Origin of the sequence: Actinoplanes sp. NPDC049598, from assembly GCF_040675435.1 — a bacterium.
GTDB lineage: Bacteria > Actinomycetota > Actinomycetes > Mycobacteriales > Micromonosporaceae > Actinoplanes.
In genome coordinates, this window is the sequence record NZ_JBFAOX010000010.1 from 64349 (window position 1) to 89128 (window position 24780).

The 24780-nt window shown below is 70.9% G+C and carries 25 protein-coding genes; 9 read left to right on the forward strand and 16 right to left on the reverse strand.

The window, feature by feature from the left end; all coding sequences use genetic code 11:
* Positions 1 to 2 precede the first annotated feature (2 nt).
* From AB0J66_RS23295 to AB0J66_RS23315, 5 genes are all read right to left on the reverse strand, one after another.
* Entirely contained in the window at positions 3 to 1619 is a 1617-nt protein-coding gene (locus AB0J66_RS23295) for a cation acetate symporter (RefSeq protein WP_364664117.1), read from the reverse strand.
* Entirely contained in the window at positions 1616 to 2002 is a 387-nt protein-coding gene (locus AB0J66_RS23300) for a hypothetical protein (RefSeq protein WP_364664119.1), read from the reverse strand. The genes AB0J66_RS23295 and AB0J66_RS23300 overlap by 4 nt, the downstream gene beginning before the upstream one ends.
* Before the next feature lie 31 nt (positions 2003 to 2033).
* Complete coding sequence (locus AB0J66_RS23305; RefSeq protein WP_364664122.1) at positions 2034 to 3500, reverse strand: DUF4173 domain-containing protein; 1467 nt, start codon at positions 3498 to 3500, stop codon at positions 2034 to 2036.
* A 109-nt stretch (positions 3501 to 3609) separates the two neighbouring features.
* Complete coding sequence (locus AB0J66_RS23310) at positions 3610 to 4566, reverse strand: HAMP domain-containing sensor histidine kinase (RefSeq protein ID WP_364664732.1); 957 nt, start codon at positions 4564 to 4566, stop codon at positions 3610 to 3612.
* A 44-nt stretch (positions 4567 to 4610) separates the two neighbouring features.
* Positions 4611 to 5291, reverse strand: a complete 681-nt coding sequence (locus tag AB0J66_RS23315) for a response regulator transcription factor (protein WP_364664125.1) — start codon at positions 5289 to 5291, stop codon at positions 4611 to 4613.
* 303 nt (positions 5292 to 5594) lie between these two features.
* On the opposite strand from AB0J66_RS23315, the gene AB0J66_RS23320 reads away from it, so the two are divergent.
* Positions 5595 to 6110, forward strand: a complete 516-nt coding sequence (locus tag AB0J66_RS23320) for a sigma-70 family RNA polymerase sigma factor (protein WP_364664127.1) — start codon at positions 5595 to 5597, stop codon at positions 6108 to 6110.
* Positions 6100 to 7158 carry a hypothetical protein gene (locus AB0J66_RS23325; protein WP_364664130.1) on the forward strand — a complete coding sequence of 353 codons (1059 nt, stop codon included), beginning with the start codon at positions 6100 to 6102 and terminating at the stop codon, positions 7156 to 7158. Before AB0J66_RS23320 ends, AB0J66_RS23325 begins: the two co-directional genes overlap by 11 nt.
* A 440-nt stretch (positions 7159 to 7598) precedes the next feature.
* Here AB0J66_RS23325 and AB0J66_RS23330 read toward each other — a convergent pair whose 3' ends face one another.
* Positions 7599 to 8342 carry a response regulator transcription factor gene (locus tag AB0J66_RS23330; protein WP_364664133.1) on the reverse strand — a complete coding sequence of 248 codons (744 nt, stop codon included), beginning with the start codon at positions 8340 to 8342 and terminating at the stop codon, positions 7599 to 7601.
* The gene (locus tag AB0J66_RS23335; protein WP_364664136.1) at positions 8339 to 9520 is read right to left on the reverse strand and encodes a histidine kinase; all 1182 of its coding nucleotides are present in this window, start codon (positions 9518 to 9520) and stop codon (positions 8339 to 8341) included. The genes AB0J66_RS23330 and AB0J66_RS23335 overlap by 4 nt, the downstream gene beginning before the upstream one ends.
* A gap of 149 nt (positions 9521 to 9669) precedes the next feature.
* Between AB0J66_RS23335 and AB0J66_RS23340 the strand changes: the two genes are divergently transcribed.
* Complete coding sequence (locus tag AB0J66_RS23340) at positions 9670 to 10518, forward strand: alpha/beta hydrolase (protein ID WP_364664139.1); 849 nt, start codon at positions 9670 to 9672, stop codon at positions 10516 to 10518.
* A gap of 4 nt (positions 10519 to 10522) precedes the next feature.
* On the opposite strand, the gene AB0J66_RS23345 is transcribed toward AB0J66_RS23340, so the two are convergent.
* Together AB0J66_RS23345 and AB0J66_RS23350 are read right to left on the reverse strand one after the other, a co-directional pair.
* On the reverse strand, positions 10523 to 12112 hold the full coding sequence (locus AB0J66_RS23345; RefSeq protein ID WP_364664142.1) for a sugar transferase: 1590 nt from the start codon (positions 12110 to 12112) through the stop codon (positions 10523 to 10525).
* Positions 12113 to 12283: 171 nt separating this feature from the next.
* Complete coding sequence (locus AB0J66_RS23350; protein WP_364664145.1) at positions 12284 to 13144, reverse strand: DNA-formamidopyrimidine glycosylase family protein; 861 nt, start codon at positions 13142 to 13144, stop codon at positions 12284 to 12286.
* A 25-nt stretch (positions 13145 to 13169) separates the two neighbouring features.
* Here AB0J66_RS23350 and AB0J66_RS23355 point away from each other — a divergent pair, with 25 nt between their 5' ends.
* The gene (locus tag AB0J66_RS23355; RefSeq protein ID WP_364664147.1) at positions 13170 to 14342 is read left to right on the forward strand and encodes a glycosyltransferase family 4 protein; all 1173 of its coding nucleotides are present in this window, start codon (positions 13170 to 13172) and stop codon (positions 14340 to 14342) included.
* A gap of 30 nt (positions 14343 to 14372) precedes the next feature.
* On the forward strand, positions 14373 to 15872 hold the full coding sequence (locus tag AB0J66_RS23360) for an arylsulfotransferase family protein (protein ID WP_364664150.1): 1500 nt from the start codon (positions 14373 to 14375) through the stop codon (positions 15870 to 15872).
* Here AB0J66_RS23360 and soxR read toward each other — a convergent pair.
* A complete protein-coding gene (gene soxR / locus AB0J66_RS23365) occupies positions 15849 to 16307 on the reverse strand; it encodes a redox-sensitive transcriptional activator SoxR (protein WP_364664153.1) in 459 nt (152 codons plus the stop codon). The genes AB0J66_RS23360 and soxR overlap by 24 nt on opposite strands.
* 45 nt (positions 16308 to 16352) lie before the next feature.
* Between soxR and AB0J66_RS23370 the strand changes: the two genes are divergently transcribed.
* Both AB0J66_RS23370 and AB0J66_RS23375 read left to right on the forward strand, forming a co-directional pair.
* Positions 16353 to 17033, forward strand: coding sequence for a transketolase (locus AB0J66_RS23370; protein ID WP_364664156.1), 681 nt, complete (start codon positions 16353 to 16355; stop codon positions 17031 to 17033).
* 1 nt (position 17034) lies between these two features.
* Positions 17035 to 17901: a transketolase gene (locus AB0J66_RS23375; protein WP_364664159.1), complete on the forward strand. Its 867-nt coding sequence runs from the start codon at positions 17035 to 17037 to the stop codon at positions 17899 to 17901.
* Here the strand turns inward: AB0J66_RS23375 and AB0J66_RS23380 are convergent.
* Positions 17898 to 18335, reverse strand: a complete 438-nt coding sequence (locus tag AB0J66_RS23380; RefSeq protein WP_364664162.1) for a hypothetical protein — start codon at positions 18333 to 18335, stop codon at positions 17898 to 17900. The two genes, AB0J66_RS23375 and AB0J66_RS23380, sit on opposite strands and share 4 nt — an antisense overlap.
* 48 nt (positions 18336 to 18383) lie before the next feature.
* Between AB0J66_RS23380 and AB0J66_RS23385 the strand changes: the two genes are divergently transcribed.
* Positions 18384 to 18836: a PH domain-containing protein gene (locus AB0J66_RS23385; protein WP_364664164.1), complete on the forward strand. Its 453-nt coding sequence runs from the start codon at positions 18384 to 18386 to the stop codon at positions 18834 to 18836.
* On the opposite strand, the gene AB0J66_RS23390 is transcribed toward AB0J66_RS23385, so the two are convergent.
* Positions 18792 to 19703, reverse strand: coding sequence for a rhomboid family intramembrane serine protease (locus AB0J66_RS23390; protein ID WP_364664167.1), 912 nt, complete (start codon positions 19701 to 19703; stop codon positions 18792 to 18794). The two genes, AB0J66_RS23385 and AB0J66_RS23390, sit on opposite strands and share 45 nt — an antisense overlap.
* Before the next feature lie 14 nt (positions 19704 to 19717).
* A complete protein-coding gene (locus AB0J66_RS23395) occupies positions 19718 to 20248 on the reverse strand; it encodes a peptidylprolyl isomerase (protein ID WP_364664170.1) in 531 nt (176 codons plus the stop codon).
* A gap of 164 nt (positions 20249 to 20412) precedes the next feature.
* Here AB0J66_RS23395 and AB0J66_RS23400 point away from each other — a divergent pair, with 164 nt between their 5' ends.
* On the forward strand, positions 20413 to 21012 hold the full coding sequence (locus AB0J66_RS23400; protein WP_364664173.1) for a hypothetical protein: 600 nt from the start codon (positions 20413 to 20415) through the stop codon (positions 21010 to 21012).
* Between the two features lie 15 nt (positions 21013 to 21027).
* On the opposite strand, the gene eccB is transcribed toward AB0J66_RS23400, so the two are convergent.
* From eccB to AB0J66_RS23415, 3 genes are all read right to left on the reverse strand, one after another.
* Positions 21028 to 22410 (reverse strand): type VII secretion protein EccB, encoded by a 1383-nt coding sequence (eccB, locus tag AB0J66_RS23405; protein WP_364664176.1) that lies wholly within the window; start codon positions 22408 to 22410, stop codon positions 21028 to 21030.
* Positions 22411 to 22459: 49 nt separating this feature from the next.
* Complete coding sequence (locus tag AB0J66_RS23410; protein ID WP_364664179.1) at positions 22460 to 23566, reverse strand: magnesium and cobalt transport protein CorA; 1107 nt, start codon at positions 23564 to 23566, stop codon at positions 22460 to 22462.
* Between the two features lie 74 nt (positions 23567 to 23640).
* Positions 23641 to 24735 (reverse strand): PLP-dependent aminotransferase family protein, encoded by a 1095-nt coding sequence (locus AB0J66_RS23415; protein ID WP_364664181.1) that lies wholly within the window; start codon positions 24733 to 24735, stop codon positions 23641 to 23643.
* Positions 24736 to 24780: the final 45 nt, after the last annotated feature.

Below are 24780 nucleotides of genomic sequence, written 5' to 3' on the forward strand. Positions count from 1 at the left end.
TTTCACGACACCCGCAACGACTCCGGCGCGTGCAGGCGGAGCATGGTCGCGCCCACGTCGCGGGGCACCCGCCGGCCGGTCAGCAGCGAGCCGGTGACCATGACGAAGAAGGCCAGCGGAACGGTCCAGGCGGCGGGCTCGCCGATGAACTGGGCCGGCCATCCGTGCAGCGGCGGGCCGAGCACGGTGATCAGGACGGCCGCCATCGAGGCGCCCCCGCCGACCAGGATGCCGGCGATCGCGCCGACGTCGGTCAGGCGGCGCCACCAGATGCCCAGCACCAGCAGGGGACAGAAGCTCGACGCGGCGACGGCGAAGGCCAGGCCGACCACCCGCGAGACGTCCATGTTGGAGACGTAGAGGGACAGCAGCACGGGTACGACCGCGGCCAGCACCGTGGCCAGGCGGAAATCACGCACCGAGCCGCCCCGGCCGGCGTGCATGACGTCGGTGAAGACCACTCCCGCCACGCTGGTGAGCAGACCGGATGACGTGGAGAGGAAGGCGGCCAGCGCGCCCGCGGTGACGAGCGCGGCCAGCAGCCGGCCCAGGTGACCACCGCCGAGCGCGGCCTCGGGCAGTAGAAGGACGACGGCGTCGGTACGGCCTGTCATCAGCAACTGGGGCGTATAGATGCGGCCGAGCACGCCGTACAGCGTCGGCAGTAGATAAAAGAGCCCGACCAGACCGAGGACGACCAGGGTGGTCCGCCGGGCGGAAGCGCCGTCGGGGTTGGTGTAGAAGCGGACGAGCACGTGGGGCAGGCCCATGGTGCCGAGGAAGGTCGCCAGGATCAGGGAGTACGTGGTGAAGAGCGTGCCGTCGCCGCCGGGGAGCAGCCAGCCCGCGCCGAAATGGGCGTCGACCGTGCTGACGACGGGCACGGGCTCGCCCGCGGCGTAGGTGAGCTCCTGTCCTTTTTGTACGGCAGCGCCGTCGATCACCGCGTCTTGTTCGACGACGACGGTGGTCGCGGTCGGGAACACCGTGGGCGTGACCTCGGGGCGGCCGTCCGACTGCCACTGCAGCACCAGGAAGATCACCGGGACGGCGAGCGCGGTGAGCTTGAGCCAGTACTGAAAGGCCTGTACGAAGGTGATGGCCCGCATGCCGCCGAGCGCCACGTTCGCGGTCACCACCACCCCGACCAGCAGGGCTCCCCACGCGTACGAGCCGCCGGTGACCGTGGTGAACGTCAGTCCGGCCCCCTGCAGCTGCGGGACCAGGTAGAGGCAGCCGATGAAGACGACGAAGACGCTGGCCAGCCGCCGCAGGGTCGGCGAGCCGAGCCGCACCTGGCAGAAATCGGGCAGGGTGAACGCGCCCGAGCGCCGCAGCGGCGCCGCCACGAAAAGCAGCAGGGCCAGATAGCCCGCGGCGAAACCGACCGGGTACCAGAGCACGTCGACGCCGTAGCGCAGCACCAAACCGGCCACGCCCAGGAACGAGGCCGCCGACAGGTATTCACCGCTGATGGCAGCCGCGTTCCAGGCCGGGCTCACCGACCGCGAGGCGACCAGGAAATCCGAGGTCGTCCGGGCGAAGCGCAGCCCGTAGACACCGATCCCGACGGTCACCAGAACCACGACCACCAGGCCGGGCACGACGTACGGGTTCACCGCTCCGGCCTGCGGATCACAGCCACGAAATCCTGCTCGTTGCGCTCCGCCCAGCGCACGTAGGCCCAGCCCACGCCGAGCAGGAACGGGAACGACAGCCCACCGAGCAGCAGCCACGGCAGATGGACGCCGAAGACCTTGACCGACGCGACGCCCGGCGCGGCCACGAACAGCAGCGGCAACGCGCCGAGGGCGATCACCACCACCAGGGCCAGCCGCAGCGCGAGCGCGAGCTGGGCCCGGACCAGGCCCTTGATCAGGGCCTCGCCCACCGGCGTCTGCTCGGCCAGATCGGTCCGGGTCAGGTCGGCCGGGCGGCTCCGGGCCGCGACCTCGCCCAGCACCACCCGGGTGCGGCGCGGGGTCTCGTCGTCGGCGGCCATGCCCCGGAGTCTGTCCGCCGGGGACAGGATGTCAAGACCCGCACCGCGTATTGGCGCCGATCAACTGACGCGCGTGCTCCCGGCCCCAGTTCCAGCTGCGCCAGTCGCCGGTGGCGATCTCGATGTGGCTGAGCACGCAGTCGCGCCGGTCACCCGGCATCCGGGCGATGACGGGCACCGCGTCGGGCGAGAGGTTCTGCAGGTAGACCAGGTCGATCTCGCGGTGGGGGGCCGGGTGGAGATTACGCTCGGCGATCATCGCGTCCGGGTTGGCGGCGGCCAGGCCGAGCAGGGCCAGCACGCCGGCCGCGATCGCCACCCGGGGCAGCCAGGGCGCCCGGATCCGTACGCCGGCCAGCAGCACCAGGCCGAGCGCGAACATGATCCAGAGTTCGCAGCAGAAGACCAGCAGGCGGAGCCGGGTCAGCCCGTACTCGGCGGTGTAGATGTTCATCCGGTGCAGCGCGGTGGCCGCGATGACCATCGTGAGCGTGGTCAGGGCGCCGAGGATGACCCGGATCAGCACCCGGTCGGCGGGCCGGTCGCGCGGGGCCCAGCGAGCGGCGCCGGCCAGCACCACCAGGGTCAACCCGGTGACGGCGCTGAGCTGGAAGAAGCCGGTGCGGGCGGCGTTGGCGTACTCGGCCACCACGTAGTTGCCGTGCAGCAGCACGACCGCCTGCACGCCGACGAACGCGCCGAACAGCATGGTGAGCAGGCCCAGCGGCACAGCCCACTCCCAGCGGTGCACCTTGCGGCCCTCGGTCTCGTCCAGCTTGGACAGGTGCGGAGGCGACGCGACCAGGAAGGCCGCCCCGCCGACGATCATGACGGTGACCGTGAAGATGAAGACCCAGCGGATGAACGAGCCGCCGCTGAGGTCGGGAATCACGCTCGCGAGAGCCTGCGAGAAGTAGAGGTCGGCCGAGGCCAGCAGACCGCCGAACGCGGCCAGCAGGACGATCGAGACGGCGGCGGTGGCGGCGATCCGGACCCCGGCGCCCGCCCCGGGACGGTGCAGCCGGGCCAGACCACGCGCCAGCCAGGGCACGGCACGGAAGGAGGCGATCAAAGGCATGGTGTACGCCGCGTAGATGCCCCGCAACGATCGGCCGCCGGCCAGGGTGAGAGCCAGGGTGATCGTGGCCGTGGCCAGGCACAACGCGAAGAGCCAGCCGGCCGAGCGGACGGTGCCGACGGCGATGAGCGCAACCGTCGCGAAGGCCCAGGCGAGCCGTGCCTTGCCGGGTCGGTGCTGGGGGCGTACCACCAACGGGGTTGGACCGGTCGGGGCCGGCCTCGCTTTTTGCGTCACCATAAGGGCGGCGGCGCTGGTCAGGGCGATGATCAGCCAGCCGAAGCCGATGTGGTCGGGGAAGACGGCGGCCGACACCGCGGCGGTGGCCAGGACGGCGAGCAGGGCGAGGCCCCGGGGTGGGGCCGCGGGGCCGGACCACTGCCGTCCCCAGGGGCCGTCGGCGGGCCATGGGCCGTGCAAGGGGCCTCGCTGTCTTTGTTCGGTCGTGGTCGTGGACATGGCGACCTCGCTTGATCGTTTTTGGGCAGCGTTGATCGCGCCCGCTGCTCGGGCTGTGTGGGCTTGGGCTTTACAGCGGCAGGGTCACGTGGATGTGGCAGCCGGGGCGGCCCCGGTCGGGGTCGACGACGGCGATGGTGCCGTGGTGCATCTGAACCACCCAGCGGGCGATGGCCAGACCCAGGCCGGTGCCGCCGCCGGCCGGGCGCTCACCCCGGGTGAAGCGCTCGAAGACCCGGTCCCGCTCGGCCCGCGGAATGCCCTCACCCTCATCGGCCACCGCGACGAGCAGGTGCTCGCCGCGGCGCTCGGCCCGGACCTGCACGGTCCCGCCGGGCGGGCTGTGCCGGGCCGCGTTGTCGATCAGGTTGGCGAAGACCTGGTGCAGCCGCTCCCGATCACCCGGCACGACGATCTCCGGGGCGGTGACCTTGAACAGGACGTCCCGGCCGGCGCCGGCCGCGTTCACCTCGGCCTCGCGGACCACGTCGTCCAGGAACGACGGCACGTCGATCGGGGTGCGGGCCAGCGACGTCACCCCGGCGTCGACCCGGGAGAGGTCGAGCAGTTCGGTGACCAGGCGGCCGAGGCGCTCGGTCTGGTTCAGGGCGGTCTGCATCATCGCGGGATCGGCCTCGGCGACCCCGTCGACGATGTTCTCCAGCAGGCCTTGAAGAGCGGTGATGGGCGTACGCAGCTCGTGCGAGACGTTCGCGATGAGCTCGCGCCGCTGGCGGTCGGCCGCACCCAGGTCGGCCGCCATCTGGTTGAACGCGCTGGCCAGCTCGCCCACCTCGTCGGCCGAGGTGGCCCGGACCCGGAGGTCGTAGTCGCCCTGGGCCATGGCCCGCACGGCGGCGGTCATCTCGCGCAGCGGCGAGGTCATGCCGCGGGCCAGGAACTGGACGATCGTCACGCCGATCACGGTGGCGGTGACGCCGGTCCAGATCGGGAACCAGCCCAGCCACAGGTAGAACCAGAGCAGCCCGCTGAAGCCACCGGCGAACAGCACCATGATGATCTTCATTTTGATCGACCGCACCGGGTCCAGGGGGCGCGGCAGCTTGAGCTTCACCGTTCCACCTCGAGCGCATAGCCCACCCCGTGGACCGTACGGATGAGGTCGGAACCGAGCTTGCGGCGCAGGCCCTTGATGTGGCTGTCGACCGTGCGCGTGCCGGAGGCATCGGCCCAGCCCCAGACGTCGGCCAGCAAGCGCTCCCGGGGCAGGACCGTGCGCGGGTGGGCGGCCAGATGCGCCAGCAGGTCGAACTCGGTCGGGGTCAGGTGGGCCTCGACCCCGGCCCGGGTCACCCGCCGCTCGGCCTGGTTGATCTCGAGATCGCCGAACCGCAGGCTCTGCTGGCCGGCGCCGCCGGTCTTGGTCGCCCGGCGCAGCAGCGCGTGCACCCGGGCCGCCAGCTCCCGCATCGAGAACGGCTTGACCATGTAGTCGTCGGCGCCGACGGCCAGGCCCACCAGCAGGTCGGTCTCGTCGTCGCGGGCGGTCAGCATGAGGATCGGCACCGGGCGCTCGGCCTGGATACGCCGGCACACCTCGAGACCGTCGAAGCCGGGCAGCATCACGTCGAGCACGATCGCGTCGGGCGGGGTACGCCGCGCCGCCGCCACCGCCGACGGGCCGTCCCCGGCCACCTCGACCGTGAAGCCCTCGGCCCGCAGCCGCGCCGCGACCGCGTCGGCGATCGTCCGCTCGTCCTCGACGACCAGGACCCGTCGCTCGGTCTCCACGGCCCACCCCTCTTCGTCGTTGTGGCGCGGCCGGTGCGCCCCCGTGACCCACCGGCCGAACGGCGCTGAGCCTATTGATCACTCGTGCCCCAGCGGCGGTGAGTTTGTGAACGACCTGTGGAGATCTCCCGTCTCCGCAGACTAGCCGCGGACACTTTCGCCGGCCGGGACGTTCTATTCCTCAAAAGCCTCCAAAAGCGGCAAAGGAGGGCAAGTGGACATCCTGGAACCTCTGATCGGCGCGCTGATGACGCTGCTGATGCACATCGCGACCGGCCAGCTGCGCATCGACATCCACATCACATGGCACAAGAGTCCGCCTTGCTGACCTTCGAGGAGTTCTACACCCGGCACTTCAAGTGGCTCTTCGTCCGGATGGTGCTGGCCGGCCTCGACCGGCAGGAGGGCCGCGACGTGGCTCAGGAAACCATGCTCCGGCTCTATCGGAAATGGTCCGATCTGGACGGCGACTCCTCGGAGGAGGGCCTGAAGTTCTACGCCCTCACGACGGCCCAGCGCATACGAGCCGATCAGGTCGACCGGGCGGTGCGGCAGCGGGACGGGCTCGCCAAGATGGCGCCGCTGGTGCGGGTCGCCGAGGAGAACGCGTACGCCCGGACCGAGGCCCTTGACGTTCTGCGGGCCCTTGACGAGGACGACCGCGAGGTCATGTCACTCGTCTACGACGGGCTGCGCGTCTGCGAGATCGCCGAGCGCCTCGGCCGGAACGCCTCCACCGTCCGGTCGCAACTGAAGAAAGCCCGCGAAACCATGCAGGCCCTGTTGGCCCACGAGAAGGAGACAGACCATGGCCGATGAGGACCTGACGGCCGAGGAGCGCGAGCTCTTCGCCCGGGCCGAGGCGGAGGCCCTGGCCGGCCTGACCTTCGACTACGAGGCCGGCCTGGCCGACCTGCGCGCCCGGCCGTTCCCGCCGGGCCCGTTCGTGCCGCGGCCGAGATCCGGCTCGGCGTGGGGCGCCCGGGTCCGGATGGGCGTGGTCGGGCTGGTCCTGCTGGCGTCGTTCGGAACCAGCGTCGGGCTCCAGCGGGTGATGAGCCAGGAAGAGGTGGCCGAGCCGCCGCTTTTCTCCGCGCCGTCACCAGCACGGGTGACGCCGGCGCCCGGCACCTCGACCCGAGACGGAGACCGAGTGGGGCCCGGTGGCGCGGCAGCCTCCCTGGGCCGGCCCGCCGTCTCCCCGCCGGTCACCCCACCTTCTGGCCGGCCCGGCCCCTCCAGCACGCCTTCCGCCCAGCTCAGTCGCCCCTTCACCCAGCCGGGGCCGCCTTCCGCGGAGCCCACCTGGCCTTCCGACGCTGAGCCCACCCGGTCTTCCGCTCAGCCCACCCGGTCTTCCGCTCAGCCCACCCGGCCGGACTCGGAGTCGCCGCCCTCGAAGCCCGGGTCCTCCTCGCCGTCGCCTTCATCGCCGCCAGCCGAAGAACCTCCCTTTCCTTCCACCTTCCACGTCCGCTATCAGGCCACCCTCGTCCCGGTTCCGCTCGGCGGGGCCGGCACCGGCACCGGGACCCCGAGCCTCGAGCTGACCGAGCCGAAGGTCGTCGACGACGGGCCGGTCCGCATCAGCGGGGCTCCCGGCACCGGCGACTCGGTCCTGACCAACGACGCCGGCGTCCTGACCGCGGTGGTCCCGTCTCCCGGCGCCGGTCCGGACGACTGCGCCGCAGCTCTGCGGGAGACGACCGGCTCGGAGTCCCCGGTGCCGCTGCGCGAGGACCGCTCGTACTGCCTCATGACGGCGAGTCGCGGCGAGCCGCGGACGCTCGTCCGCCTGACTGTGGAGCAGCCGGAACAGGACGGCGAGATCTTGCTTCGCGTGAAGGCCTGGGACGTGACGCCGTGACCGGCTCTTCTGGGCGAGTCCGTTCCAACCGGTGCCGCTGAGTGCTCTCTGGCGCTCATGCGGTAGACCCGGGCATGAGCACGGCCGAGCCGGGCCGCCGCCCGTCGCCAACGTTTCGACGCGCGGCGCCCGGTGCGCCGGTCCGAGCCGCTCTTGCGCGACAGCGCCCGCCCGAGCGCCCGTAGCCCGGCCTGGGCGGTCACCAAAGTGGCGCGGGTTGTCGATCAACTCGCCGGTCGACCACACGGCAAGGTGTTTGATGTGACGTCCACCCGGACCGCCGAGCCGGGCCTGGTCCGGGTACGGGCAGCGCACTGGACCTCGAGCCGAGAGCCTGTGGATAACTCTGTGGACAAGCCTATGGGGCTGTGGATAACTGTGTGGATTGGGGTGGGGACAGGCAGGAGTCAGCGCTGCCAGCGGGGTGGGACGGGCGGGGGTCAGCGCTGCCAGTCGTGCTTGGCGGCGCGGATCAGGCGGTCCTTCAGCTCGCGTGTGTGGCGGCGGCTGACCGGGAGTTCGACGCCGTCGACGGAGACCACGTAGCCGGAAGGGGTCAGGCGGAGCTCGGCGATCAGGCGGATCTGGACCAGGAAGGATCGGTGGATGCGGACGAAGCCGGCGTCGGCCCAGCGTTCGGCGAGGGTGGCCAGGGAGACGCGGACCAGGTGGGACGCGTCCGCGGTGTGCAGGCGAGCGTAGTCGCCCTGGGCTTCGACCCAGCGGACCGACGAGCGGGGCAGCATGCGGGTGGTGCCGGCCAGCTCGACGGGGATGGCCGGCTCGTCGGCGGGTGCGGCGGGGACCGCGGCCGGGACCGTACGCAGGCCGGCCACCCGCCGCAGGGACTCGCCCAGGCGTTCGGCCCGGACGGGTTTGCGCACGTAGTCGGTGACGCCCAGGTCGAAGGCGTCGACCGCGCCGTCGTCGTAGGCGGTGACGAAGACGATCGCGGGTGGGCGGGCGAAGCGGCGCAGGATGCGGGCCAGCTCCATGCCGTCGAGCCCGGGCATGCGGATGTCCAGGAAGACCGCGTCGACTTCGGTGTCGCGCAGGACGCGCAGCGCCTCGGTGGCGTCGCCCGCCCGGTGCACGTGCGCGACCCGGCCGTCGGCGTTGAGCAGGTAGGCCAGCTCGTCGAGGGCGGGCGGCTCGTCGTCGACGGCCAGCACGACCAGGCTCACGCGCGTACCTCCGGGTGGAACTTGGGAACTCGCATGCTCACCTTCGTCCCCGCGCCGGGCGCGGTCTCCACCACCAGGCCGAAGTGGTCGCCGAAGACCGAGCGGAGGCGCTCGTCCACATTTGCCAGGCCGACGTGCTGCCCGTCGTCGGTCTCGGGCCCGCCCGTCGCGAAGACCTCCGGATCCATGCCGACGCCGTCGTCCTCGACCGTGATGTGGCATTCGGCCCCGGCGTCGCGTGCTTCGATGCTCACCATACCGACGCCCGGCTTGCGGGACAGTCCGTGGCGGACGGCGTTCTCGACGAGCGGCTGCAGGCACAGGAAGGGCAGGCCGACGGGGAGGACCTCGGGGGCGATCTGCAGGCGTACCTGCAGGCGGTCGCCGAAGCGGGCCCGCTCGATGGTCAGATAGCGGTCGATGGAGCGAAGCTCCTCGGCCAGGGTGGTGAAGTCGCCGTGGGCCCGGAAGGAGTAGCGGGTGAACTCGGCGAACTCGAGGATCAGCTCGCGGGCGCGCTCGGGGTCGGTGCGCACGAAGGACGCGATCGCGGTGAGCGCGTTGTAGATGAAGTGCGGGCTGATCTGGGCCCGCAGCGCCCGTACCTCGGCCCGGGCCAGGCGTTCGCGGGACGATTCGAGCTCGGCCAGGGCGATCTGCGTGGCCGCCCAGCGGGCGGTCTCCAGGGTCGCCTGTACGAGTCCGGGCGCGGGCTGGTCGTCGGCCACCGCCACCAGCGCGGCTGTGGCCCGGCCGTCCGGCCCGGAGAGCGGGGCGATCACGGCCCCGCGGACCACGCAGTCGACCCGGTCGCAGGGCAGGTCGGCCGTGGCGAGCACGACCGAGCGGTGGGTGTCGAGGGCACGGGTGGCGGCGGCGGTGAACTGCTCGCTGTGGTGGCTGCCGCGGCCGTCGAAGGCGAGGCAGCGGTCGCGGTCGGCGATGGTGAGCCCGGGCGCGCCGACCAGGGCCCGCAGGTGACGGGCGGCCTTGCCCGCGCTAGCCGGGCTGAGGCCGCCCCGCAGCGGTTCGGCCGCGAGCGCGGCCGTGTGCAGGACGTCGTAGGTGGCCCGCTGCATGGCGGTGGCTATCCCGCGGCGGGCCCGCAGCCGCACCACGGCGACCACGGCGGCGCCCAGCGCGGCGAGCACAGCGACGACCGCGAGCACCTGAGCCACGCAGCGATATTGACGGTTCTGCGGACAAAGGTCCACCCGTCATATCTTGTTGGCAGGGTGCCAACTGGTATTACCTGAAAGTAACAAGGCGATCAACAATCGAACTACATCGATACATGCGCGACACCCCACACCCCAGGGAGTGCTCCATGAGAAAACTCGCGCTGATCGCCGCGGTCACCCTCGCAGTAGCCGCGCCGGCAGCACCCGCTCAAGCCGCCAACCCGTACGAGCGGGGCCCGGCCCCGACCACCGCCAGCATCGAGGCCTCGCGAGGATCGTTCGCGATCGCGCAGACCACCGTGGCCCGCGGTTCGGTCAGCGGCTTCGGCGGCGGCACGATCTACTACCCCACCAGCACCGCGTCGGGGACCTTCGGCGCCGTCGCGATCTCCCCCGGCTTCACCGCCTCGCAGTCCAGCGTCGCGTGGCTCGGGCCCCGGCTCGCCTCGCAGGGCTTCGTGGTGATCACGATCGACACCAACAGCACGCTCGATCAGCCCGACAGCCGCGGCACCCAACTGCTGGCCGCGCTCGACTACCTGACCGGGCAGAGCTCGGTCCGGACCCGGATCGACGCCACCCGGCTCGGCGTCATGGGCCACTCGATGGGTGGCGGCGGCAGCCTCTCGGCCTCGCGCACCCGGCCCAGCCTGCAGGCGGCGGTCCCGCTGACCCCGTGGCACGGCACCAAGAGCTGGACGACCGACCGGGTGCCGACGATGATCATCGGCGCCGAGAACGACACGGTGGCGCCGGTCAGCTCACACTCCGAGCCGTTCTACACGAGCCTGACCAGCGCTCCGGACAAGGCGTACCTGGAACTCAACAACGCCAGCCACTCGGCCCCGACCTCGACCAACGTGACCGTGGCCAAGTACTCGCTGTCGTGGCTCAAGCGCTTCATCGACAACGACACCCGTTACGACCAGTTCCTGTGCCCGGCCCCGTCGGGATCAGCGATCCAGGAGTACCGGGACACCTGCCCGCATAGTTAAGGGTTTAGTAGGCGCCCTTGCGCTTGAGCACCACCCAGATGGTGCGCCAGAGGATGCTGAGGTCGTACGTCAGGGACCAGTTGTCGACGTAGTACAGGTCCAGGCGTACGGCCTCGTCCCAGGAGAGATCGGACCGGCCGGAGACCTGCCACAGGCCGGTGATGCCCGGCCGGACCAGCAGGCGGCGCCGCACGTCGCCCAGATAGTCGCCGTCGTCGGCGGGCAGCGGGCGCGGCCCTACCAGCGACATCTCGCCCTTCAGCACGTTGAGCAGCTGGGGCAGCTCGTCGAGCGAGGTGGCCCGCAGCTTGGCCCCGAAGGCGAAGATCCGCGGATCGTTCTTCATCTTGAAGAGCATGCCGTCGGACTCGTTGAGCTCCTCGAGCGTGCGCTTGCGCTCCTCGGCGTCGACGTACATGGTGCGGAACTTCCACACTCGGAACGTCCGGCCCTCGTGACCGACGCGGGGCTGCCGGAAGAAGACCGGGCCCGGGTCGGAGAGCTTGATGCCGGCCGCGATGATCAGCAGGATCGGGCTCAGCAGGAGCAGGCCGAGGCCGGCGGCGACCCGGTCGATCAGGTTCTTGATCAGCCAGCCCGGGCCGGAGAGGGTCGGCTCCTCGACGTGCAGCAGGGGCAGGCCCTCGATCGGGCGGATGTGCACCCGGGGCCCGGCGATGTCGGTGAGCTGCGGGGCGACCACCAGGTCGACGCCGGTGCCCTCGAGCTGCCAGGCCAGCCGGCGCAGCTCGCCCGGCTCGGCGCTGGCCGAGCCGCAGACCGCGATGGTGTCGGCGCCGACCTCACGCACCAGCGAGAGCACGTCGCGGGCGGCGTAGACCGGCACGGGGGTCTCTATGCCGCGGGCGGCCGCGTAACCGTCGGTGATGTGGATGGCGACCGGGATCAGGCCGGCGGCCGGGCTGCGGGTGACCGCGGTGTAGACCTCGAGCGCCTCGGGCAGGGTGCCGACCAGGACCATCCGGTGGGCGCCGTGGCCGGTGCGACGGCGCGCGAAGTGCAGCACCTGCCGGGCCAGCACCCGGTCGAGCAGCAGGAACAGCACGGCGCTGAGCGAGACCAGGGCGACCGTGCCACGGGAGAGCTGGGTCTTGGTGGCGAAGGCGAGCAGCGACACGCAGGCCACGACGGTGACCGACGTGCGCACGATGCGCTTGAACTCCTCGCTGCCCAGGCCCAGGTAGCGCCGGTCGTACGTGCCGTTGGCCCAGAGCAGGATCAGCCAGCCGAGCGGCAGCACGAGGTACGCGAAGAAGTAGAAGAGCTCGGCGCCGTGCAGGAACCCGAGGGTCCGCTCCTGGAAGCCGGACTTCGCCTTCTCGAGGTAGGTCGCGGCGAGGTAGCTCGCCGACAGGACCGAGAGAAGATCGAGAACGAGCAGAACCGCGGTGTACGGACGGTGCCAGCGCGACAGGCGCTTGTGCTGCCGGGTCCAGGCCGATCGGGGTACGCCGTTGCTCGGCGGCGGCTCCTGCTGCCACTCGAAGCTGTCGTACGGCACGGGTCTGCTCCGGCTGCTGTCGGTAACTGGGCGATGCAGGCTAGCGGTCACCTCGCCTACGTCCTCCCGCATCCGGAAAAGATTACGCACCGCCACGGAATTCGCGGCCGGCCGCGACTCCGGGGCCCGCTCGAACGTGTGACGCTTACGTTGGACCGGGCCACTATACCGATGGATCGGGCGGAAAGAAGCGGACGTTCAGGCCGCTTTCCCACTCCTGTACGCAGGGTGACCGTTGCGGCGCTAACGGATCAACTTGGACAGGCGTCGGTCGGCCAGCGGCTTTCCTCCGGTCTGGCAGGTCGCACAGTACTGGAGGCTCTTGTCGGCGAACGACACCTCCCGCACCGTGTCGCCACAGACCGGGCAGGGCAGCCCCGTACGGGCGTGCACCCGCATGCCGGCGCGCTTCTCACCCTTGAGCTCGGCCGCCTTCTGCCCGACGGAGCGGGCCACCGCGTCGGTCTCGACCTCGCGCATGGCCGCGTACAGCGTGTCGATCTGCTCCTCGGTCAGCTTGCCGGTGAGCTGGAAGGGCGACATCTTGGCCACGTGCAGGATCTCGTCGGAGTAGGCGTTGCCGATGCCGGCGAGCACCTCCTGGTCGACCAGCACGCCCTTGACCTGGCCGTTGCGCCCGCGCAGGCGCTCGGCGAACTCGTCCCGTGAGACGGCCAGCGCGTCGGGGCCGAGCCGCGACACGCCGGGCACCTCGGCCGGGTCGCGGACGAGGTAGGCGGCGAGGGACTTCTGGGTGCCGGCCTCGGTCAGATCGAAGCCGGAGCCGTCGTCGAGGCGGACCCGGAGGGCGATGGGCCCGCTGCCGGGCTTGAGCGGCGCCGGCGACTTGAAGGAGTCGCGGTAGTGCAGCCAGCCGGCCCGGGCCAGGTGGATCACGAGATGGAACTCGGGGCCGAGCCCGATGTCCAGGAACTTGCCGTGCCGGCCGGCGGAGGTCAGCTCCAGGCCGTTGACGGCGGTGGCGGGCGGATCGTACGTCTTCAGCGCGCTGAACGAGGAGACCTCGAAACGCTGCACGGTGTGGCCGACCGCGCGCTCACGCAGGTAGGCCGCGAGCGCCTCGACCTCGGGAAGTTCGGGCACGACGTCAACGGTAGCGTTTCTGAGCGTGAAGGTCGTCGTTGCGCACAACCGGTACCGGGAAGCGATGCCGTCCGGTGAGAACGTCATCGTGGACACCGAGATCGCCCAGCTCCGCGCGGCCGGGGCCGAGGTGCTGCCGTTCCTGCGCAGCTCGGACTCGATCGGCGAGCTGCCGCTGGCCGAGAAGGCGCTGCTGCCGCTCTCGCCGATCTACGGCCGGGCCGCCCAGCGCGACCTTGCCCGGCTCCTCGAGGCGGAACGACCGGATGTGCTCCATCTGCACAACCCTTACCCCCTGCTGTCGCCCTGGGTCGTCCGGACGGCGCATCAGCACGGGGTGCCGGTCGTGCAGACCGTGCACAACTACCGCCAGGTCTGCTCGTCCGGGCTGTACTTCCGCGACGGGCACAACTGCCAGGACTGCCGGGGCAAGTTCTTCGGCTGGCCCGCGGTGCAGCACAAGTGCTACCGGGGCTCGGCCGCGCAGAGCGCGCTGATGGCGACCACGCTGGCCGTGCACCGGCCGACCTGGCGCTCGGTCGACCGGTACATCGCGCTGACCGACCGGATCGCCGCCCACCTGCGTGACTACGGCATCGCCGACGACCGGATCGTGATCAAGCCGAACGGCCTGCCCGACCCGGGTGAGCCCGAGCCGCTGGGTGAGGGGTTCCTCTACGGGGCCCGGCTCTCCCCCGAGAAGGGCCTGGGTCTGCTGCTGGACGCCTGGCAGCGGCACCCGGACGGCTCGCTGGGCACGCTGCGCATCGCCGGCGACGGCGAGCTGCGGCCGCTGGCCGAGCAGGTCGCCGCCGCTCGCAACGACGTGCGGTACCTCGGGCTCCTCGACAAAGCGGGGATCGAGGCGGCCCGGCGCGAGTCGGCGGTGGTGGTGCACACCCCGACCTGGAACGACACTCTGCCCACGGTGCTGCTGGAGGCGCTCTCGGCGGGCCGGCCGGCCCTGGGCACCGCGGTCGGTGGCATCCCCTACATCGTCGGCGACACGGGCTGGGTCGTGCCGCCGGAGCCCGAGGCCATCGCCGCCGCCCTGCCCCTGGCCCGGGCCGAGGCGCCGGCCCGGGCCCGGGCGGCCCGCGAGCGCTACCTGCGCCATTTCCACCCGGATGTGCTCACCGCCCGGCTTCTGGAGATCTACGCCGGACTCACAGCGAACTCCGAGCGCTCGCCTAGGTAGAAAAACATCTAAGCGGGGAAGCCTTGATCGGTGACGACCCGCAGAAATCTTCTGATCGGCGCCGGCGCGGCCGCGCTGACCGGAGTCGCCGGCGGCGGCTTCGGCTATGCGCTGGGCAAACCCGCCGCCAAGGCGGCCGCTCCCACCACCCCCGTGGTGAAGTACCGCTCGCGCCCCGACTTCCAGAACATCGCCGACGTCACGATCACCACGCCGGCGTCCGGCACGGCGCCCGGGCAGATCTTCCTCAGCCCGGCCTCCGGGACGAGCCTGTGGGGACCGCTGATGGTCGACGAGGCCGGCTCGCCGGTCTGGTTCCGCCAGACACCGGCCCCGGCCACCGTCTCGATCGACTTCAAGGCGCAGACGTACCGCCAGCAGCCCGTCCTGACCTGGTGGGAGGGGACCATCGGGGGCACCGGCGGCCAGGGTGTCGGCCAGGGCGAGTTCGTCGTCGCCGACACCTCCTACCGCGAGATCACCCGGATCCGGGCGGCCGGCGCCGAGCAGGCCGACCAGCACGACCTGATCATCACGCCGCGGGACACGGCGCTGTTCTGGGTGTACGACCCGAAGGCGTACGACTTGACCTCGGTCGGTGGCCCGAAGGACGGGGTGCTGCACGACGGCGTGCTCCAGGAGATCGACATCGCGACCGGCCGGCTGGTCTTCGAGTGGCGGTCCAGCGACCACGTCGGCGTCGACGAGTCGTACGCGCCGCTGCCGCAGGGCGACTCGGCCCACCTGCCCTACGACTACTTCCACGCCAACTCGGTCGGCCTGGCCGCGGACGGCGACCTGATCATTTCGGCCCGGCACACCTGGGCCGTTTACAAGATCGACCCGAAGTCCGGGGCCGTGCGGTGGCGTCTGGGCGGCAAGAAGTCCGACATCGCCGTCGACGAGCGGACCAGCTTCGCCTGGCAGCACGACTTCCGGCAGCGGCGGGACGGCTCCTGGAGCGTCTTCGACAACGGCGCCGGCGTGACCAAGGTCCGCGACTACTCGCGCGGGGTCGTGTTCACAGTGGACGAGGCGGCCAAGACAACCACCTTCGTCGCCGAATACCTGCACCCCGACAAGATCTCGGCCCCGACTCAGGGCAACTTCCGCGAGCTGGCCGACGGCGGCTCGTTCATCGGCTGGGGCCAGATGCCGCACTTCACCGAGCACAACACCGACGGGTCCGTACGCCTGGCCGGCCACATCCCGCTCGACAACCAGTCCTATCGCGCCTACAAGACCGAGTGGACCGGCACCCCGCCCGACCGCCCCGCCCTCGGCCTGACCGTCGACGGCGACAATGTGATCGTCTCGGCCAGCTGGAACGGCGCCACCAAGGTGGCGAGGTGGCGGGCCCGCTGGGGCACCCAGCCCGGCGCCCTCACCGGTGGCACCATCGAGGCCGCCCGCTCCGGCTTCGAGACCCGCCTGACCGTCCCCGGCACCCCCGAGTACGTGGTCGCCGAGGCCCTCGACAGCAACGGCGCCGTCCTCGGCGTCTCGTCAGCCGTCCCCGTCCGAGTGTGATGCCGCGTTGAGCAGGATCTGCGGGCCGCTGCCGTTCGAGGCGAAGCGGTCGCCGGGGTTGATGAGCTGGCAGCGGTGCAGGGAGAGACAGCCGCAGCCGATGCAGCCGGTCAGCTGGTCGCGCAGGCGTTCCATCAGGGCGATCTTCTCGTCCAGGCGGTGCCGCCAGTGGGCCGACAGCCGGGCCCAGTCCGCCTTGGTCGGTGTGCGGTTCTCCGGCAGGTCGGCCAGCGCCGCTCGGATCTCGTCGAGCGAGACGCCGACCTGCTGGGCGATGCGGATGAAGGCGACGCGCCGCAACTCGGCGCGGTCGTAGCGGCGCTGGTTGCCACCGGTGCGGGTGGAGCGGATCAGTCCCTCACGCTCGTAGTAGCGCAAGGCCGAGGGCGCCACGCCGCTGCGGGCCGCGAAGTCGCCGATGGTCAGGGTCTCCATACGGGTCCTTGAGTTGAAGTGAACTTCAACTTGCACCCTATCCTCATGACAGTCACCGCGATGCATACCGACCGGCTCCGCCCGTTGTTGCGGCGGCTGACCGGTGACGAGAAGCATGCGCCGAGCGCCCACTCGACGCTGGACGTTCTCTGGGTCCTCTACGACCGCGTCCTGCGGGTCAGCCCGGAGACCGCCGACGACCCCGGCCGCGACCGGTTCCTGCTCTCCAAGGGGCACGGTCCGGCCGCCTACTACGCCGTCCTGGCGGCCAAGGGCTTCATCCCGGAGTCGGCATTGGACGACCTCGGCGGGTGGGACAGCCCGCTCGGGCACCACCCGGACCGCGTACGGATCCCGGGGGTCGAGATCGGCACGGGATCGCTGGGACACGGTCTCGGCCTGGGTGTCGGTGTCGCCCTCGGCCTGCGGGCCCAGGGCTTCTCGGGGACACGCACGTTCGTGCTGGTCGGCGACGCCGAGCTGGACGAGGGGGCCAACCACGAGGCCATCGCGTACGCCGGCGCGACCGGTCTGCCGCTGACCGCCATCGTGATCGACAACCAGTCGGCCACGCACGGCTGGCCGGGCGGGATCGCCGCCCGCTTCATCGGCTGGGACGTCGCGGTCGTCGACGGTCACGACCGGATCCAGCTGGAACGCGTCCTGCAGGCCCGGCACGACCGGCCCAACGTCATCGTCGCCACCGTCGAGAGGAAGGGAAGCTGAGATGCGCCAGACCTTCGTGGACACGACCACGCAGCTCCTTCGGGACGATCCCCGTACCGCGCTGGTGTTCGCCGACATCTCCGGTGACGCCTTCGCCCCGGCCCGGCGGCGGCATCCCGACCGGGTCATCAACGTGGGCATCCGGGAACAGCTGATGACCGGGGTCGCGGGCGGGCTGGCGCTCACCGGCATGCGGCCGTACGTGCACTCGTACGCCCCGTTCCTCGTCGACCGGGCGTACGAGCAGGTGAAGTTGGATCTCGGGCACCAGGACGTGGGCGCCGTGCTGGTGAGCATCGGCGCCTCCTACGACGCCGCGGCCGAGGGCTACACGCATCAGTCGCCGGGCGATGTGGCGCTGCTCGACACCCTCGACGGCTGGACCGTGCACGTGCCGGGACATCGCGACGAGGTGCCGGCGCTGCTGCGCGACGCCGCCCGTCACGACGATCGCGTCTACATCCGGCTCAGCGTGCAGGAGAACCACCGTGCCCAGACCGCGGAGAAGGGCCTGCAGGTCCTCAAGCGTGGCGGCGCGCTGATCGTGGCGGTCGGCCCGATGCTCGACCCGGTGCTGGCGGCCACGCGCGACCTGGACGTCACCGTGGCCTACACGAACACGCCGCGCCCGCTCGACGCCGAGGGGCTGCGCGCACTGACCGAGCACGCGGTGGTCATGGTCGAGCCCTACCTGGCCGGGACGTCGGCCGCCGCGGTCAGCTCGGCCCTGACGAGCCTTCCGCACCGGGCGCTGCACCTGGGCGTGGGCAAGGCGGAGGTACGCCGTTACGGCAGCTGGCGCGATCACGCACGGGCCCACGGGCTGGACGCCGAGGGCCTGCGCGCCGCGCTGGACGCGTTTCTCTAAGCGGCTATCGCGCGGGGCCGGGCGAACACGGTCTGCAGGAGCGTGTCGAAGCGCATGACGGCTTTCGGATGGGCCAGCCGCAGCCGGAACTGCTCCCGGACCCCGTCCACCGCCGTCGCGGTGATGTCCATGGTGGACCGCTCCGGCTCCGGCCGCCACGACACGTTGCTCAAATGGCGCAAATTGGCGTTGAGGTGCAGCCGGAGCCGGTGCAGCACCTTCGTCTCCTGCGTGATGACGAGCCGCCGGTAGGTCAGCACCATCATGAACTCGCCGGCCAGCGGCGCGTCCGGTCGCAGACATCGGCTGACCAGCACGGTCTTCTCATCCGGCTCGATGCAGCGGCGGAAGATGGGCATGTGCCGGCTCACGGTCGGGATGGCGACACCGGCCTCGGCGGCAGCGGGGAGGAACGTACGGGAGAACACGTCCATACGGCGTTCAACGGTGCCGGGCCGAGGAAGTCACTGCATAGTTGGGGCATGCAGTGGCGCGTCAAGCCGGTCCTCCCGGTCTCGAAGCTGATGGGTGCGGTCGCCGTGGTGATCCTGGCGGTGGCCTTCGCGGCCGGCGACCCGGTGCGGTGGGCGCTCGGCGGGGCCCTCGCCGTCGCGCTGGCCCTGTGGGCGCTGCGCGATCTGATCGCGCCGGTCCGCCTGGCGGCGGATCCGTCCGGGGTCACGGTGGTCACCGGCTTCGCGCGCCGTCGCCGGTTGCCCTGGGATCAGCTCGAGCGGGTACGCGTCGATCGCCGCACCCACCGCGGTCTGCGCAGCGAGATGCTCGAGCTCGACGCGGGTGACGCGATCTATCTTCTCAGCACCAACGACCTGGGCGCCGAACCGGAAGAGGTGGCCGCCGCCCTGGCCGACCTGCGCCTGGCGCCGTCTTCAGGCGAGCAGCATCTGGGTGCGCACGACGGCGCCGATCAGTAGCAGTGCCAGCACCACGGCGCAGCCGATGAGCTGGATGCGGTTGCGGTTGGCCGAGGGGGCGTAGGCCAGCACGTAGGCGACCGCGCCGCCGATGATCAAACCGCCGAGGTGCCCGGCGATCGACACGTTGGGCACGGCGAACGTGAAGAGCAGGTTGACCACCAGCAGCGGGATGAGCTGGCTGATGTCGCGCTGGAGCCGCCGGTTGACCACGATCATGGCCAGGAACAGGCCGAAGATCGCCGTCGAGGCGCCCGCGGCGGGCTGATTCTGCGGGGTGAACAGGTACGCCGCGACGTTGCCGCCGAGGCCGGCCAGCAGGTAGAGCGCGGCGAAGCGAAGCGGCCCGAGCTGGACCTCGAGATAGCGGCCCAGCTGCCAGAGCAGGTACATGTTCAGCAGCAGGTGCAGGATGCCGTAGTGCAGGAACATCGCCGTCACGAGCCGCCACCACTCGCCGGCGGCGATGCCGTGCGGGTCGCCACCGAGCACGTACGGCGCGTAGCCCAGCACCTCACCCCAGCGGGTGAGCGGGGTCTCGGAGCCCATCAGCCCGAACCAGCCGCCGGACCCGGCCAGGGCCGTGGCCCCGCCCAGGATCGCCGACAGGGCCATCACGGCCACGTTGATGCCGATGAGCGTGCGGGTCACGTAGCCGGCGGTACCGGCGCGGCTGCCGCCGAAAGCGGTGCGCGCCGGCCGCTGGCTTCGCTTGCCCTCCGCGACACACTCCGGGCACTGGTGACCGACGGACGCCTCGTTCATGCAATCGGGGCAGATCGGCCGGTCACAGCGGGTGCACCGGATGTAGGTCTCCCGCGACGGATGGCGGTAGCAGACCGGGACCGTCGAGGGAGCCTCACTCATGTATCAACGGTACTTCAGGACTGCACCCGCTCGATTTCCACCCGCTCCACGACGACGTCCTCCCGCGGACGGTCGCCGGGGCCGGTCGGGGTGCCGGCGATCGAGTCGACGACCTTGGCCGACTGCTCGTCCGCGACCTGGCCGAAGATCGTGTGCCGCCGGTTGAGGTGCGGGGTCGGGGCCACGGTGATGAAGAACTGCGAGCCGTTCGTGCCCGGGCCCGCGTTCGCCATGGCGAGCAGGTACGGGCGGTCGAACTGCAGCTCCGGGTGGAACTCGTCGGCGAACTGGAAGCCCGGGCCGCCGCGGCCGGTGCCGGTCGGGTCGCCGAGCTGGATCATGAAGCCGGCGATGACCCGGTGCGAGATCGTGCCGTCGTAGTACGGCCCGTTGCCCTTCTGGCCGGTGCGCGGGTCGACGTAGTCCTTCGTGCCCTCCGCGAGCTCCACGAAGTTGCGCACGGTCGCCGGGGCGTGATCCGGGAACAGCTGGAGACGGATCGGGCCATGGTTGGTGTGCAGGGTGGCGTAAAGCGTCTCGGCCACGGGTACTCCTGTCTGTGTCACGGTCGCCCCACAGGTACCTCTCAGGGGGCGATTGGACAGTTCTTTGCAGTTCGGATCCTCCCCCATGTGTCTGAAAGCGGCAGCGCGGGGGTACCGAAGCAGGGCACGATGACGTGGGAGAGAGCCACAGGAGGTGGGCACTGGTGTTCGCAACGATGCGCCGTAAGAACCGCAGCCGGCGGATGAAGAACGAGCTCAATCAGGGCGTGGATCACTTCAAGCGCGCCGCCACGCTGGCCGCGCAGGAGACCAGCGCGACCGTGGGCCCGACGCTGACCGCCGCCGTCGACCGGGTTCAGCCGGCCGCCGTCAAGGCCAAGGACGCGGCGTCGAGCGGTTGGGGCAGCGCCGTGGCGACCATCACTCCGCTGGTCGCGGCCGCGAGCGACAACGTGAAGCAGGCCGGCAAGGTCAGCAAGCGCTCGGTCAAGAAGTCGGCCAAGCAGAACAAGAAGGACGCCAAGAAGCTCCAGAAGCGCGCGAACAAGACCCTCGCCCGCGCGGAGAAGAAGCAGAAGAAGGGGCGTGGCTCCAAGCTTCTCGGCTTCGCCCTGATCGGCACGGCGATCGGCGTCGCGGCGGCGTACGCGAACAAGCGCCGCCAGGCCGCCCAGTGGGACGAGTACGAGCCGGCCGCCCCGCTGACCACGACGGACCGCGCCACGTTCGAGCCGGACGAGGCGCAGACCTTCCCGTCGTCGCCGAACGGCACCGTGCCGGAGCCGGCGCCGAAGAACGTGTAGTGATCGGGCTCCGCGTCATTGCGGGGCTGTCTGACGGGCCCGGGCTGGATCCAGCGCCGGGCCCATCGGCATGAGCGACATCAGCTCGGCCGGGATCTGCTGCGGTTTCACCCCGCCGTAGCCCAGCTTGGTCAGCAGGGCGCGGTTGGCCAGCGGGTACTGCCGGCCGGTGTCGGTGACGACGCTGACCGTGCCCGAGCCGGCCGGAGCGGTCGGTGAGGCTGCCGACACGGTGACCGCGCCCTTGCCGCGCTCGACGAACACCCGGTCGGCCTGCACGCTGTTCTCCGCGCCGGCGACCCCGGCCACGGCCAGGCCCTGCGGAATGGTGGGGTCGATCCGGACGCCGTCGCCCGCCTTGTCGACCGGAAGGGTGACGCAGGCCCGGCTCGGCGTCCCGTCGGCCAGCGCCGGCACGGTGGGCGGCAGGCCCTCCGGGTCGCCGGCGTCGCTCACCCTGGTCCGTGAAGTGGGGATGGCCAGGAAGTCGTTGCCGATCGCCACCGGCTGCTGAGCGCCGGGCACCGTCTGCATCAGCGCCGCCTGCATCTCGGTCAGCACGGCCTTGCCGTCGGCCAGGATCACCGCGACCTGCCGCCCGTCGGTGACCAGTTGGCCGACCCGGAAGTCGCTGCCCGCCGAGCCGCCGCCGACACCGCGGATCTGCGGGGCGACCAGGTCGGGACCGGCCGGCACGGCGTTGATCCAGGCCACCGAGACCGGCCACGGCGACTGGGCGCCCAGGCGCAGCGCGTTCAGCGTGACGTCGACCCGGTTGGCCGGGATGGCGAAGCGCCGGTTGCCGGAGATCAGATACGTACGGTCGTCGGGGTCGCTCACCAGCAGCGCCTTGCCGTCCCGGGCGACCACCGATCCGTCGGTCAGCCGCACGCCGGCCAGCAGCGTGCTGGTCGGCGAGCCCGTCGTGTTGTCGGTGCAGACCGACCAGCGCTCCGTGAGCAGCACCTTCTTGCCGGGTAGGGAGTCGGGCGCGTCCGGGATGCCGAGCGGGTCGCCCAGCGGCACACTGGACAGCTTCTCCGACGAGATGCCCTTCATCTGCGGCGCCTCGGCCGTGGCGAGCAGCAGACCCGAGGTGTAGTTGAGCACCGGGTGCAGCCGGCTGTCGGCCTCCGAGTAGACGAAGCGGGCGCCGGTGCCCTTCTCCTGGAAGACGACGCTCGCGTCCTTCGGGCTGACGTTGCTGTTGCCGGTGACAATGCCGTAGATCGTCGCCGCGAGCACCGCGAGGGCGGCGATCAGCAGGCTGACCAGCGCCGTCGTGCCGGCCCGGCGCAGCGGCGAGCGCTGCGGATCGGGGTCGTGCGTGACCAGCGCGGCCACCACTCGCTGCAGCGAGTACTGGTACGAGTGGAGCTGGTCCTGACGCGACGGCACGGCCTCACTCTAGGGGCCGCCGTCTATATGGGCACACTCAGTGATGTCGTTACAACCAGCCGCTGCGCCGCAGCGCTCGGTAGAGCAGCACCGACACGATCAGAATGACCGTCCACCACGCCGGATAGCCGTACTGCCAATCCAGCTCGGGCATGAACTTGAAGTTCATCCCGTAGATGCCGGCGCCGGCCGTCCACACGGTCGCGATGGCGGCCCAGGCGGCGATCTTGCGCATGTCGTTGTTCTGGTCGACCGTGACCTGGGCCAGGCGGGCCTGCAGGATCGAGTTGAGCAGGTCGTCGAAGGAGGAGACCTGCTCCACCGTGCGCGTGAGGTGATCCTGCACGTCACGGAAGTACTTGCCGATGCGCTTGGGGACGAGCGCGACGATCATCGCCAGCGGGCGCTGCAGCGGCGTCACCGCCCGGCGGAACTCCACCAGCTCCCGCTTCATCTGGTAGATGGCGGGGATCGGGCTCGCCTGGTCGCGGGCGAACACACCCTCCTCGATCTGGTCGAGGTCGACCTCCACCTTGTCGGCCACCGCGACGTAGTGGTCGACCACCCGGTCGGTGACCGCGTAGGCCACCGCCCACGGGCCCTGCTCGAGCAGGTCGGCCCGCTCCGACTCCAGATCGGCCCGGACCGAGCCCATCTCCGAGGCGTCGCCGTGCCGGACGGTGATCACGAACTGCTCGCCCACGAAAATCATCATCTGGCCGGTCTCGACCACCTGCGAGGTCTCGGTGATCTGGCTGTGCGGCACATACCGCGCGGTGCGCATCACCAGGAAGTGCACCGAGCCGAAATTCTCCAGCTTGGGCCGCTGCTCGGCCTTGACCGCGTCCTCCACGGCCAGCTCGTGCAGGCCGTACGTCCGGGCGATGGCGGCCATCTCCTCCTCGCCCGGCTCGTGCAGGCCGAGCCAGACGAAGGCGTTCTCCTGCGAGCAGGCCACCTTCAGCGCCTCGTCCGGCGAGTGGTCACCGGGCAGGCGCTGCCCGGCCACGTAGACCGCGCAGTCGACCACGGCGCTGCCCGCGCCGTGACCGGGCCGGGCGCCGTTGACACTGCCGTCGGCCGCGCCCAGCACCCGGTTCATCGCCCGCAGAGGTGCGGAGAGGGCTCGCGACAGCGGCCTGTTCCGTTCGCTCACTTGAACCTCCCCACACAGACGGCGACCGGGCAAGGGTAGACGTACCCGCCCGGTCGCCGGTCATGACTCTCGCGTCAGGCGCGGACCTCGTCGATGGCGGCGGCGAGGCGGCGCACGCCCTCGTCGATCTGGTCGACCGTGACCGCCGAGTAGGCCAGGCGCAGCGAGTGGTTGCCACCGTCGAGCAGGAAGTCGCTGCCCTTCACGACCGCCACGCCCTTCTTCATCGCGGCCGGGAACAGCTTGTCCACGTCCACGTCGCCGGGCAGGTCGACCCAGAGGAAGTACCCACCGTCGGGCTCGGTGAAGCTCGCGCCCGGGATGTGCTTGCGCAGCGACTCGGCCAGCACCTGGGCCCGCTCGGCGAGCGCCGTGCTCACGGTCTGCACCGAGCGCTCGATGTCGCCCGAGACGCAGAACTGGTGCACGATCGCCTCGGAGACCATACCGGGCGAGATGTACAGGTTGGTGGCTTTCTTGGCGATCGCGTCGATCAGCGCGGCCGGGCCGACCAGGTAGCCCACGCGGACACCGGGGCAGACCGTCTTGGTGAAGCTGGAGGCGTGCACCACGGCGTTCTCACTGTCCATCGACAGCATCGAGGGCAGCGCGTCACCGCGGAACCGGATGTCGACGTACGGGTCGTCCTCGAAGATCGTGAAGCCGTACTCGACGGCCAGCGCGAGCAGGGCCCGGCGCTTCTCGACCGAGAGCGTGATGCCCGCGGGGTTCTGGTAGTTCGGGATGATGTGCGCGAGCTTGGGGCGCACGCCCGACTCGAGCAGCGTGCGCAGCTCGTCGACGTCGATGCCGTCGGACTGCAGCGTGACCTGGTGCACCTTGGCCCCGAGGTTCTGCAGGCTCAGCAGCGTACGGTCGTAGGTCGGCTTCTCCACGACGACGTCGTCGCCGGGCTGGACCAGGTGGTTGAAGAGGAAGGCGTCGGCCTGCAGCGAGCCGTTGGTGACGATGACCTGGTCGGGCGAGACGTTGTGCTTCTCGGCGATCCACTTGCGCAGCGGGACGTAACCGACGGAGGTGCCGTAAGCGGTCACGCCGGCCGGGTCGGCGTCGAAGGCACGCGTGGCGGCGGCCTTGAGGCCCTCGACGTCGATGATGTCCAGCGACGGAGCGCCACGGGCGAAAGAGATCAGCTGCTCAGCGGTCATGCTGACAAGCTTACGAGCAGCCTCTATAGAATTTTCGTCTGCCTC